The organism is Ruegeria sp. B11, assembly GCF_056539785.1.
Map to the genome: position 1 here is coordinate 1301188 of NZ_JBQFVO010000001.1, position 12829 is coordinate 1314016.

A 12829-nucleotide genomic window follows, 5' to 3' on the forward strand; every position below is an offset into this window, starting at 1 on the left:
TTTTCAATCAGGCGAGTTCAGGCCGAAGCCATTGCGTTTTCGACTTGTGCCGCAGTTTTCTCGAGGCGGATCAGGGCTTGTGCGATGTCATCCTCGGTGAGGGTCAGCGGCGGCAGCAGGCGGATCACGTTATCTGCGGCGGGGACCGTTATGACCTCGTTGTCATAGCCAGCGTTGACCACGTCGATATTGGCGGGTTTGCATTTCAGGCCAAGCATCAAACCTGAGCCGCGCACCTCCTCGAATACTTCGGGGTGGTCCGCGATCAGGCCTTCGAGCTTCTGACGCAGCAGGCCTGCCTTGCGATTCACACCTTCGAGGAAGGCCGGAGTAGCGACCTGATCAATCACCGCGCAGCCAACGGCACAGCCCAAGGGGTTGCCGCCATAGGTCGAGCCGTGGGTGCCTGCCGTCATGCCGCTGGCGGCCTCTTCGGTGGCCAGAACCGCACCCAGAGGAAAACCGCCGCCGATGCCTTTGGCGACCATCATGATATCCGGCGTGATGCCGGCCCATTCATGTGCAAAGAGTTTGCCGGTCCGCCCAACGCCGCATTGGACTTCATCGAGGATCAGCAAAAGGCCGTTATCATCGCAAATCTGGCGCAAGGCTTTCAGCTCTGCATCCGGAACGGGGCGGATGCCGCCTTCGCCCTGAACCGGTTCGATCAGGATGGCTGCCGTGGTGTCGGTGATGGCGTTGGTGACACCGTCGAGGTCTCCGAATGTCAGATGGACAAAGCCTGGCAGCAGCGGGCCGAAACCTTTGGTCATTTTCTCGGACCCGGCGGCGGCGATACCCGCCGATGACCGGCCATGGAATGAGCCGTCGAAAGTGATGATCTCGACCTTCTCGGGCTGACCTTTGTCATAGAAACACTTGCGGGCCATTTTGACGGCCAATTCGCAGGATTCGGTGCCCGAATTGGTGAAGAACACAGTATCGGCAAAGGTGTGTTCCACCAGCTTGTCCGCCAGTGCCTGCTGTTGCGGGATGTTATAGAGGTTTGAAACATGCCACAGCGCATGCGCCTGTTCCGTCAGGGCCGCCACCAGCGCCGGATGTGCATGACCCAGCGCGTTCACCGCTATGCCCGCGCCCAGATCCAGAAAACGTCGGCCATCCGCCTCGGTCAGCCAGGCGCCTTCGCCCTTCACGAATGTCAGGGGCGCGCGGTTATAGGTCGGCAGAACGGACGGGATCATCGGATCATCCTTTTCGAATAGCTTGAGCCCTGTGAGTGATACACTGGAGCCATGGTCGTCAACTGATTTGGTGGGGTTTGCGCGGATTTGGACAGCGCAAATGGATCAAACGGGCCGATTATGCGGTCAGGCGTCGGCGTCGGAGGCGCAGGATATGTGCGGTATTGATCATGTGAGGCCGTATAGCGGGGTGCACCGGGTCTGAAAACCCCGTTTTTGCGATCGGGGCAAAAATCATTCTGAGACCGTGATTTACCGCTTGTCATTTACCCGACGCTGGCGCACGGCTGAACCATGACACCGGTACGTCAGAATCCTGCCCTTGCGGCCTTGCTGATCCTTGCGGCCAGCGCCCTTCTCGCAGGGACCACATTGCTGGCGAAAGCACTGGGGACGGATGTGCTTGGCCCTGCCCTGCATCCGATGCAGATCAGCCATGGACGGTTTCTGTTTGCCTTTCTGGTAATCGTGACAGCCGTCGGCATCATGCGCCCCCGCCTGAGCCGCCCGCATTGGGGTCTGCATATCGGACGGACAAGCTTCGGCTGGCTGGGGATCACGCTGATGTTTGCATCCGTTGCTTTCATACCGATTGCGGATGCGACGGCGATCTCGTTCCTGAACCCGGTCTTTGCCATGATGTTGGCGATCCCGCTGCTGAAAGAAGGTGTCGGCCCGTGGCGCTGGTTGGCCGCCATCGTGGCCTTGATCGGTGCCTTGGTTCTGTTGCGTCCAACGCCCGCTAGCTTTCAACCCGCTGCATTACTGGCCCTGACCGCAGCAGTGATAATTGGGATGGAACTGATCTTTATCAAAAAGCTCTCGGGCCGAGAAATACCGATCCAGATTCTGCTGATCAACAATGCGATGGGTCTGACCATTGCGACAGTCGCGGTAAGTTTCATTTTCCAGATGCCGACGCCTCAGCAATGGGCGGCGCTGGCCTCGATTGGTGTGCTAATGGCCTGTGCGCAGGCTTGTTTCGTCAACGGAATGGCGCGGGCGGATGCCTCTTTTGTGGCTCCGATCAGCTACGCTACGCTGATCTTCGCTGCCTTCTACGATTTCGCGGTATTCAAGGTGATACCGGATGGGATCAGCCTGATCGGCTCGGCCATCATCCTGACCGGAGGTCTGATTCTGGTCTGGCGCGAGGCGATACACCGTCAGGCCTTGAGCCGGTAGCCGGTGCGCAACATCTGCCAGGTCAATCCTCCAACCAACAATGTCGCGCTGGCGCAGATCGCCATGCCCAACCAAGGAGAGCTGTCGGACACGCCGATCATCCCATAGCGCAACCCGTCAATCAGATAGAAGACCGGGTTCGCATGGCTTAGCCGATTGAGCACTGGCGGTAGCGCCTGCACAGAATAGAAAGTGCCGGACAAGAAAGCCAAAGGCGTGACGATGAAATTGGTGATCGCCGCCATCTGGTCGAACTTGTTGGCAAAAATCCCGGCAAAAAGCCCAAGCGCGCCCATGAACGCGCCGCCTAAAACCACGAATATCAGTGCGATCATCGGGTTCTGCGGCACGATGCCCAGAACCAACGCCAGAGCGATTGCGACAACAAGGGCGATCAGGATACCGCGGGCGATGCCTCCGGCCAGATAACCCAACAGGATTTCCAGCGGCGATAGCGGCGGCATCAGCGTATCGACGATATTGCCCTGAACCTTGGCGATCACCATCGATGACGATGTATTGGCAAAGGCGTTCTGAATCACGGTCATCATCATGATGCCCGGTGCCAGAAAGGTCAGAAACGGCACCCCCATCACATCCGGTCGGCTGGGACCAATGGCAATGTTGAAGATCAGCAGGAACAGGCCTGCCGTCACCAGCGGTGCCAGCAGGGTCTGCGTCCACACGGCCAGAAAGCGCAGGGTTTCGCGCTGCGCCAGTGTATAGAGGCCCATCCAATTCACCGCGCCAAAGCGGCGTGCGTCGTGATCCATGAGATTATGCATGCTCTGCCCCATACCTGATTCGAAGACCGCTTGTAACTCGGGCCGCAGTGTTTAGAATAGGGCGCTGAGATGATTTCCCAAGGCGGCCCGAATCCGGGGCCGCTTTCCGCTTTTGAAAGGCAAATGATGTCCTGGACTGACGAGCGTGTAGAGCTGCTGAAAAAGATGTGGGGCGAGGGCCAGTCGGCCAGCCAGATCGCCAAGGAACTGGGCGGCGTGACCCGCAATGCGGTGATCGGCAAGGTGCACCGTCTGGGTCTGTCGAATCGCGCCACCGGTGCAAGCCCGGCAAAGGCCGAGCCTAAGGAAAAACCGGCCCCCGCGCCCAAGGCCGAGGCCAAACCGAAACCGACACCCAAGACTGAACCGGCCCGTCCGGTGCCAGCCCCCGAGGCCAAACCGGTCACCCCGGCCCGTCGCCAGATCATACCCGCCGGCCAGCCGTTGCCTCCGCAACCGTCGGCCAATGAGATCAGCCCCGAGGCTTTGGCCAAGGTCAACGAGATTGAAAAGAAGGCCAAGAAGCTGTCTTTGATGGAGCTGACCGAAAAGACCTGCAAATGGCCTGTCGGCGACCCCGCGACCGAGGATTTCTGGTTCTGCGGCCTGCCCGTCGAGGCAGGCAAACCCTATTGCGAAGCGCATGTGGGCGTGGCGTTCCAGCCGATGAGCTCGCGCAGAGATCGTCGGCGGTAATTCTTAGACATGACAGCGGGTGTTGGCCTTGGTTGGCCAACGCTCTATCAACATTAGTCTGCAGAACGGGTGCTTTCCGTATAGTCGGATAGCAATGATCGGGCGTGTTGAGCGTGGCGCGACACCAGCTGTTTCTGACGCGCGTTGTCCGGCACCAGATAACTGGTATCCGAGAGGCCCCCGGTCGAAATGCCCGAAAACAATACAGTAAGTTCCTCGACCATTGCAGGAGGGAGTGAATTCAACGCTTCCTGTCCTATCAGCAAGCTTTCGGTCGGGGCACCCTCGGCGATAATCACTTCGTGCGTCGCCAGGACCAGATGGAAATACGTGACGCTGTCTACGGTTTCATCGACATAAATCCCCGGCAGATCGGTCAGCCTTATCGCGGCGACCAGAACCTCAGAACGACCGAACATGCGTTTCACAATCGCCGAGGACACCAGCATGCGATGCTGACGCGAGACAAGCAGATCACGTCGGGGCAGGCCTTGTCCAAGTGCGCCCGCGCAAATTCGCACTGGATAAAGTTTCGGATTGCGGCGCAACTCGCGCGCAGTGAGTGAACGGCGCAAGATCTGCAGCAAAGGCTGGTTGCCACCCCGCGCCAGCAAAAGCAGCTGGCCAGGCTTCAGATCTTCTACCGGCACCGGACCCAAATCAGTGGATACGAGTGTGCCCGCAGTCAGACAGGGGATGCTGCCCGGGGTGGGATCGGTATTGACTGTATATGTGCCGCCATTGTCGGTCGAAATCAGGGAATCGCCAGCGCCGGCCTGCCCGATGACTGTGGATTGCATACCATTGGCCGGGCCAGTGTTCGCAGTGATCGGGCCGGGACTTGGAGGATCGCTGAAAGAATTAAACTGATAAACCGTTGTCCCTTCGGAAAGCGAGATACCATTGGTTTTACCCAATCCGTTAAATGTCCCGGAACTTGTCGTGTCGATTACATAGATATCGCGACCGGCAACCGTTGTCGGCGTGATACCGGCCAGAGTATTGGTGGTTCGGATCGAGCCATTGCTCAAATAGATCGTCACGACCAACCCCGAGACATCCGTACCAGCGTCAACCGCGACCTCGATAAAATCCAGGGTCGGGCCACCTAAGTATTTGAGCTCAGAAAAGTATGGATCCGGCATAAATCACATGTCTTTCGATGATGCTAAGACGTCCACCCGGCACTGACGGGACAGAAATGCTGTGGCTGCTGTTGATACAACTTTCATAGGAAGGCAAGCTGTTGCTTCTGTTACTGCGCCGGATGCGAAGGCAGATTTGGCATCGGCACCCATCGGGGTAGTTCCTCGGGCGAAACCGAGACATGCAGTTTCTCTGACCGGTCACGCCCTACTTTGCGATGCTTGCGCAGCAGGAAAATCTTACCCCAGCCACGCCAGGTGCCCACGGATTGCGCATGCGGATCGGTAGGGAAACGGTCGCGCCAGCCCTCGGGCAATGGCAGGCCGTGCAGCTCGGCCTTGTCCAGCATCCAGATCAGGGAGATGTTGCTGAGGGGGCGGGCCTCTTCGAACCCGTTCAGCTGGCCGCCAACATCGCCGTGGGTGCCGCGGAACCAAACCTGCTCGATATGGCCCTTGAAGTCGGGGGTGCATTTCCACAGCACCGGCTCGAACACCTCGCGGGTCTCGTCCAGCGCCATGGCGTGATAGCCGTGGCGGGTGGCAGGGCCAAGCTGGTGGTTGTGGAAGGCATGGCGTTCCTCGGCCCAGCGCCAGAGCAGCGGAAGGCGCAGGCCCAGCGCCTTGACCGTGTCCCAGACGCCGACCATCTCGATGGCGACATCCTCGTGACAGAACTCCCGACGAAAGACCGCCGCCGCTTCGCCATTGGCGTTACATTCATAGTGTCGATAGGCCTGTTTGATATTGCGGACAGTGGCGTGTTCGGCCTTGAGCAACCCGATAGCATCGATCACGCCCGCAAGGCTGCGGACCCCGTATGCGCCGCGTGAATAGCCGATGAAAAAGATCTTATCACCGGGTTTGTAACGCGAAGCCAAATAACCATAGGCCCGACGAATCTGACGGTTGATACCCCGCCCCATCATCACGTCCATAGTGGACTTCCAGCTTTCCCACTGCACGCCGGATTCGTAGAAAACCGAAACCTGGCTGCCCATCTCGCAGCACAGGCGCAGAGTCTGGCCCGCGTGGGTTTCCCGCCCTGCTTCCAGCGTCGACATGGTGCCGTCAAGAATGATGACATGGCTGACAGGTTCGCGGTGGCGCGTTTCGGCCGAGTGCTCGGACCGCAGAGGCCGTCCGAGCCATCCCAGTACCTTTCTACTCAGCCGCGACAAAACCATGCGTCAACAATTCCCAAACTTTGTGAGGTGTGAAAGGCATATCCGCCTGCCGCACCCCGTGATCCCAGAGCGCATCCTGTACCGCGTTCGCCACTGCGGCCAGTGCGCCCACGGTGCCTGCCTCGCCACAGCCTTTCATCCCCATCGGGTTGGCGGTTGACGGAACCGGCGCCGAGGTAAACTCTATCATGGGTATCTCAGCAGCGCGGGGCAAGGCGTAGTCCATGAACGAAGCCGTGAGCAGTTGCCCCTCGGCATCATGAACAACATGCTCGGTCAGTGCTTGGCCGATACCCTGCACTACCCCGCCATGCACCTGCCCCTCGGCCAGCATCGGGTTGATAAGATTGCCGAAATCATCCACCACCGTGTAGCGGTCGACCCATGTTTCACCAGTGAAAGAATCGATAACGACTTCGGCAACATGTGCACCATTGGGATAGCTGCGTGCATCTAGCGTAGCGCGGGCTTCGTGCTGCAACAGATCGGTGCGCCCGTCAGCGCGCGCCATCTCGGCCGCCTCGGTCAGCGTGGGGGTCAGGTTGGACCCCGGCGCGCGGAAGGTTTCATGGTCGAAGGTCACATCGCTTTCCTCGACCCCCATCTTATCCGCAAGATAGGGCGTGAATGCGGCGATCATCGTATCAACTGTGACCAGTGTCGCGTTGCTTTGGATCGTGACCGAGCGTGATCCGCCGGTTCCGCCGCCCTGCGCCAGCCTGTCCGTGTCGCCTTGCACAACATTGATCAGGTGCGAAGGAATCCCTGTCTGGTCCGATAGGAACTGGGCATAGACGGTCTCGTGCCCTTGCCCATTGGACTGAGTGCCGACATAGAGGTTCACCGTTCCGTCCTCGCAAAACTCGATCTTCGCGCCTTCGGAAGGGTCTCCCAAAATACTTTCGATATAGTAACAAAGCCCCTGCCCCCGGATCAGGCCGTTTTCCGCATCCGCCGCTTTGCGGGCCTCAAAGCCCGTAGTCTGTTCGGCGGCGCGGCTGAGGACCATGTTGAACTCACCCACATCATAGGTTTCGCCGGTTGCGGTCTTATAGGGGAAGGCTTCGGGTCGGATGAAATTCTTGCGCCGCAACTCCCACGGATCAATCCCCAACTCACGCGCAGCACGGTCCATGACGCGTTCCAGCACATAGATCGCCTCGGGTCGCCCGGCACCGCGATAGGCGTCGACCTGCGTGGTGTTGGTGAAGAATCCTTCGACCCGCAAGTAGGTGGTCTGAACATCGTAGACACCCATCAAAACCTTACTGAACAGGCTGGTCTGGATCGCCTGCGCGAAATGGCTGTTATAAGCGCCAAGGTTGATCTTGCTGTGGACCCGGTAAGCAGTGATCTTGTGATCGGCATCAAAGGCGAGCTCCGCCAGTGAGGTCAGGTCGCGGCCGTGGTGATCGGACAACATCGCTTCGGACCGGTCCGACATCCAGTGCACCGGCTGGCCCAGTTTCATGGCAGCAACAGCAACGGTGAAATATTCGGGATAAGGCATCGCCTTCATACCAAATCCGCCGCCGACATCTGGCGTAGTGACGCGGATCGCCTCGGGGTCCAGTTTCAGCTTTTGTGCCAGCTGCGCTTTCATCCCCCAGACACCCTGCCCGCCATATGAGAAATGCATACGGCCACCCGACCAATCGGCCTGACAGCCACGCGGTTCGATCGAGCTCACGATGACCCGGTTGTCATGCACGTTCAGCGCGACGGTGCGCGCCGCTGCCTGAAAGGCGTCATTGGTCGCCTTCTCATCACCCAAGCCCCAGTCAAAGGCGCGGTTGTCGGGGGCTTGTGGATGCAAAGGTTCGCCACCCGCAGCGACATCCATCTTGACCGGCAGGTCTTCGGTTTCCATCCAGATCAATTCGACTGCATCGCGGGCCTGTAACAACGAGTCGGCAATGACGACCGCAACGGGTTCTCCGACGAAACGCACGCGGTCCTTGGCCAGCATGTTCCGCTCGGACGCAGCGCCTTGACTGCCGTCGCGGTTGGCGACTGTAGTCGCGTTCATCACCGTATCGATCCCGGCAGCAGTCAGATCTTCCAGCGTCATGACCAAGCGCACCCCATCCGCTGTACGTGCATCTTCAAGGTCCAGCGACGTGATGGTGGCATGCGCCACCGGGCTGCGAAAGAATGCTGCGAACAGCGCATTCTCGGGCACAGAATCGTCCATGTATTGCCCCTGCCCGGTCAGAAACCGCTGGTCCTCGGTCCGTTTGATGGGCTGGCTTTTGCCGAATTTTTCCATGGGATGATCCTCTGGCTGCCTGAATGCGCGACCCTAGCGTGAAGCAGGACCTTGTCCAGTGGCTGAGAAAATTAACCCCGCACGGTCTGAAAGCGACATTCATGTCTGGAAACAGCGTTGCACGCCGATCTGGGCCGCGCCTAGGCTGAACCTAAATTCAGTCGAGTGGAGGTTTCCATGCCCAAAGAAATCAAGCTGACGAATGGCCGATTGGACAGCCAAAGTGCCGAGGCCTATTGGGATGATGGGTTTATATTTCCGATCCCCGTGTTCTCTGCCGCAGAAGCCGCCGGGTACCGTGCCGAGTTGGAAGATGTCGAGGCCAGCTGGCGCGAGGCTGACCTGCCGCTACCCCTGAACATGTACAAACGCATCAACGCGCATGTGGTGATGCCATTTGCCACTCGCATCGCGTTGGACCCGCGCGTTTTGGACGTTGTCGAAGGTGTTTTGGGCCCAGACCTGCTGTTGTGGTCGGCTGAGCTGTTCATCAAGGAACCGCGCACGACGCAAGTGGTGGGCATGCATCAGGACCTGACATATTGGGGTATGGGTGAAACCTCGGACCAGTTGACCGCCTGGATCGCCCTATCCCCTGCGACGGTTGAGAGTGGCTGCATGGATTTCGTGAAGGCCAGCCACAAGAACCCGATCCTGCCGCATAATGATACGTTCTCCGACAACAACCTGCTGTCGCGTGGGCAAGAGGTGGCAGTCGATGTCGCGGAGGAAGACAAAACCCATATCGAGTTGCAGCCCGGCCAGATGTCGCTGCACCATGGGCTGACCATTCATGGGTCAGGGCCGAACGTATCTGATGATCGTCGAATTGGCCTGGCTATCCGTTATCTCAACCCCAATGCGCAGCAAAAAGTGGCGGATCGCGACTATGCCATTCTGGCGCGGGGCGAGGACCGGGTGGGGAATTTCATCCATATCCCTGAGCCGACCGAGCTGTTTGCTCCTGAGGCGCTGGACCTGCACGCGCGCATCCGCAGCGATCAGGCCAAGGCGATGGGGCAAGGGGCCAGCGAAAAGCTGGATCTTTATGCGCCCGCCCCATCAAATCCCGGCTGATCATTGCAGGACCGCCGCGCAGACCCTTCCCCTTCCCTTACGCATTCGCTATTGCAGGCGCTGACCCGAGATTGATGACGCAGGACGCACCCCATGGCGATGGAAAAGACATTCAACGCGGCCGAAGCCGAGGCCCGCATCTACAAGGCCTGGGAAGAGGCCGGAGCCTTCAAGGCAGGCGCGAACAAATCGCGCGACGAGAGCTTTACCATCATGATCCCACCGCCGAACGTGACGGGTGCGCTGCATGTGGGCCACGCGTTCAACAACACGCTGCAGGATGTTCTGACCCGCTGGCACCGGATGCGCGGGTTCGACACGCTATGGCAGCCCGGTCAGGACCACGCTGGTATCGCCACGCAGATGCAGGTGGAAAAGATGTTGGCCAACACCCAGCAGCCGGGACGTCGTGAGCTGGGACGTGAGGCGTTTCTGGACAAGGTCTGGGAATGGAAGGGAGAATACGGCGGCACGATCATCGAGCAGCTCAAGCGCCTGGGCTCGTCCTGTGATTGGTCGCGCAACGCCTTCACCATGGCGGGTGCGCCGCGTGACCCGCGCACAGGCCACGAAAATTCTGCGAATTTTCACGACGCAGTGATCAAGGTCTTTGTCGACATGTACGAAAAGGGCCTGATCTATCGCGGCAAGCGGCTGGTCAATTGGGACCCGCATTTCGAGACCGCAATTTCGGACCTTGAGGTCGAGAATATCGAAGTTGCAGGCCACATGTGGCACTTCAAATACCCGCTGGCGGGCGGCGAGACCTATACCTACGTCGAGAAAGATGAGGACGGGAATATCGTGCTGGAGGAAGAGCGCGACTATATCTCGATCGCCACGACTCGCCCCGAAACCATGCTCGGCGACGGCGCAGTTGCGGTTCACCCATCGGATGAGCGCTATGCGCCCATCGTCGGAAAACTCTGCGAAATCCCGGTTGGCCCGAAAGAGCATCGCCGTCAGATCCCGATCATCACCGATGATTACCCTGATCCAGATTTCGGCTCGGGCGCGGTGAAAATCACCGGTGCACATGACTTCAACGACAATATGGTCGCCAAGCGCGGCGGCATTCCAATGTATCGCCTGATGGACACCAAAGGCGCAATGCGCGCCGATGGTGCGCCTTATGCCGAAGAGGCGGACAAGGCGCAGGAATACGCGCGCGGGCGAGAGTTCACCGAGAACGAGATCGACGCGATCAACCTGATCCCTGATCATCTGCGCGGCCTCGACCGGTTCGAGGCACGTGCGAAGGTCGTCGAGGAGATCACTACAGACGGTCTGGCTGTCATGACTCGCGCGGATGATCAACGTCTGGGTTCGACCGCTTTAAAGCCGGAACACGAAGGCGCGGACAAGCTGGTGCCGCTGGTCGAAAGCAAACCGATCATGCAGCCCTTCGGCGACCGCTCGAAAGTCGTCATCGAGCCGATGTTCACCGACCAATGGTTCGTCGACGCCGCCAAGGTCGTCGGCCCTGCGCTGGACGCGGTCAAGGACGGCACTGTCAAGATCATCCCCGAGTCGGGCGAGAAGACCTATTACCACTGGCTGGAAAACATCGAGCCGTGGTGCATCTCGCGCCAGCTATGGTGGGGGCATCAGATACCGGTTTGGTATGGTCTCGATCTCTCGGCTGAGAATTTCAAGGACGACGAAAACGACGGCGACCTTGATTTGGTCGAATTGGGTCGTTTGCTCAACGAAGGCGGCATGCTGCATCGTGGCAATGTCATGGAATGCGCGGCAAGCCTTGAGGCCGTTACAGAGAAATTCCTCGACGACAATGCCAATATACCCAGCCCGCTGAGCCACGCGACTGTCATCGAAGTTGCCGATAAGCAGGAAGCGATCCATCAGTTCGCCGAAAGCCTTGCTCAATACGCAGTCGAACAAGACCCGACCAAGCTGGTCTACCCGGTCTGGCGCGACCCCGACGTACTCGACACATGGTTCTCTTCCGGCCTCTGGCCTATCGGCACGCTGGGCTGGCCTGAAAAGACTGAAGAGTTAGAGCGCTATTTCCCAACCGATGTGTTGATCACCGGCTTTGACATCCTGTTCTTCTGGGTCGCGCGGATGATGATGATGCAACTGGCGGTGGTGAACGAAATCCCGTTCCACACCGTGTATCTGCACCAGCTCGTCCGCGACGAGAAGGGCAAGAAGATGTCCAAAACCACCGGCAACGTGATCGACCCGTTGGAGATCGTGGACGAATTCGGTGCTGACGCGCTGCGCTTTACCAATGCCTCAATGGCGGCTATTGGCGGGGTACTGAAACTGTCGCGCGAGCGCATCACAGGTTACCGAAACTTCGGCACCAAACTGTGGAACGCCGTCCGCTTTGCCGAGATGAATGAGGTCTTCACCGACGCTGTCCCGCAACTGGACGTGACTGACCTGAAACCCAAAGCCGCCGTGAACCGCTGGATCATCGGTGAAACCGCCCGTGTGCGGGAAGAGGTCGACGCGGCGCTGGAAAGCTATCGTTTCAACGATGCGGCCAACGGGCTTTATGCCTTTGTCTGGGGCAAGGTCTGCGACTGGTACGTGGAACTCTCTAAACCCTTGCTGCAAGGCGATGACGCCGAGGCACAGGCCGAGACCCGCGCCACCATGCGCTGGGTTCTGGACCAGTGCATGGTCATGCTGCACCCGATCATGCCTTTCATCACCGAAGAGCTGTGGGGCCTGACCGGCACGCGGCCCAAGATGGTCGTGCATGCAGACTGGCCAACCTATACGGCGGCTAACCTGATCGACGCGGATGCGGATCGAGAAATGAACTGGGTGATCTCGGTGATCGAAAACACCCGCTCGGCCCGTGCACAGATGCGGGTTCCTGCTGGCCTCTACGTGCCGATGCTGGTGACTGAGATTGACGCGCACGGCCAAGCTGCATGGGACCGCAACGAAGCGCTGATCAAACGTCTGGCGCGGATCGACAGCCTGACCAAGGCGGATGAACTGCCAAAGGGCACGATCTCGATTGCCGCCCCCGGTGCCTCCTTTGGCCTGCCACTGGCGGACATCATCGACATTGGTGCGGAAAAGGAACGGCTGGAAAAAGCCAAAGGCAAGTTGGCCAAGGAACTCGGCGGTCTGCGCGGGCGCCTGAACAACCCGAAATTCGTGGCATCGGCCCCGGAAGAGGTTGTTGCAGAAGCCAAAGCTAACCTTGCCGCCCGCGAAGAAGAAGAAGCCAAGCTAAACGAAGCTCTCGCCCGTTTGGCTGAAATTGCCTGATCTTTTTCCTGCTGCTGATATATTG

9 protein-coding genes are annotated in these 12829 nt (G+C 59.0%); 4 read left to right on the plus strand and 5 right to left on the minus strand.

Translation table 11 applies throughout. The annotated features are described in order from the left end of the window. Positions 1–17: 17 nt before the first annotated feature. The gene (locus tag ACR0I1_RS06605; protein ID WP_480705527.1) at positions 18–1205 is read right to left on the minus strand and encodes an acetylornithine transaminase; all 1188 of its coding nucleotides are present in this window, start codon (positions 1203–1205) and stop codon (positions 18–20) included. Between the two features lie 294 nt (positions 1206–1499). Here ACR0I1_RS06605 and ACR0I1_RS06610 point away from each other — a divergent pair, with 294 nt between their 5' ends. After that, positions 1500–2390, plus strand: a complete 891-nt coding sequence (locus tag ACR0I1_RS06610) for a DMT family transporter (protein ID WP_480705529.1) — start codon at positions 1500–1502, stop codon at positions 2388–2390. Here ACR0I1_RS06610 and ACR0I1_RS06615 read toward each other — a convergent pair. Further along, positions 2372–3175 carry an ABC transporter permease gene (locus ACR0I1_RS06615; RefSeq protein WP_170511463.1) on the minus strand — a complete coding sequence of 268 codons (804 nt, stop codon included), beginning with the start codon at positions 3173–3175 and terminating at the stop codon, positions 2372–2374. The genes ACR0I1_RS06610 and ACR0I1_RS06615 overlap by 19 nt on opposite strands. Positions 3176–3301: 126 nt before the next feature. Between ACR0I1_RS06615 and ACR0I1_RS06620 the strand changes: the two genes are divergently transcribed. After that, positions 3302–3871: a GcrA family cell cycle regulator gene (locus tag ACR0I1_RS06620; RefSeq protein ID WP_170397240.1), complete on the plus strand. Its 570-nt coding sequence runs from the start codon at positions 3302–3304 to the stop codon at positions 3869–3871. 53 nt (positions 3872–3924) lie between these two features. Here the strand turns inward: ACR0I1_RS06620 and ACR0I1_RS06625 are convergent, their stop codons facing one another. From ACR0I1_RS06625 to ACR0I1_RS06635, 3 genes are all read right to left on the minus strand, one after another. Continuing rightward, a complete protein-coding gene (locus ACR0I1_RS06625; RefSeq protein WP_170663854.1) occupies positions 3925–5016 on the minus strand; it encodes a Hint domain-containing protein in 1092 nt (363 codons plus the stop codon). 110 nt (positions 5017–5126) lie between these two features. After that, positions 5127–6203, minus strand: coding sequence for a DUF2235 domain-containing protein (locus tag ACR0I1_RS06630; protein ID WP_170397244.1), 1077 nt, complete (start codon positions 6201–6203; stop codon positions 5127–5129). After that, a complete protein-coding gene (locus ACR0I1_RS06635; protein WP_480705532.1) occupies positions 6181–8472 on the minus strand; it encodes a xanthine dehydrogenase family protein molybdopterin-binding subunit in 2292 nt (763 codons plus the stop codon). Before ACR0I1_RS06635 ends, ACR0I1_RS06630 begins: the two co-directional genes overlap by 23 nt. Before the next feature lie 177 nt (positions 8473–8649). Between ACR0I1_RS06635 and ACR0I1_RS06640 the strand changes: the two genes are divergently transcribed. Beyond that, on the plus strand, positions 8650–9549 hold the full coding sequence (locus ACR0I1_RS06640; RefSeq protein ID WP_170404230.1) for a phytanoyl-CoA dioxygenase family protein: 900 nt from the start codon (positions 8650–8652) through the stop codon (positions 9547–9549). A gap of 93 nt (positions 9550–9642) precedes the next feature. After that, a complete protein-coding gene (locus ACR0I1_RS06645; protein WP_480705534.1) occupies positions 9643–12804 on the plus strand; it encodes a valine--tRNA ligase in 3162 nt (1053 codons plus the stop codon). Positions 12805–12829: the final 25 nt, after the last annotated feature.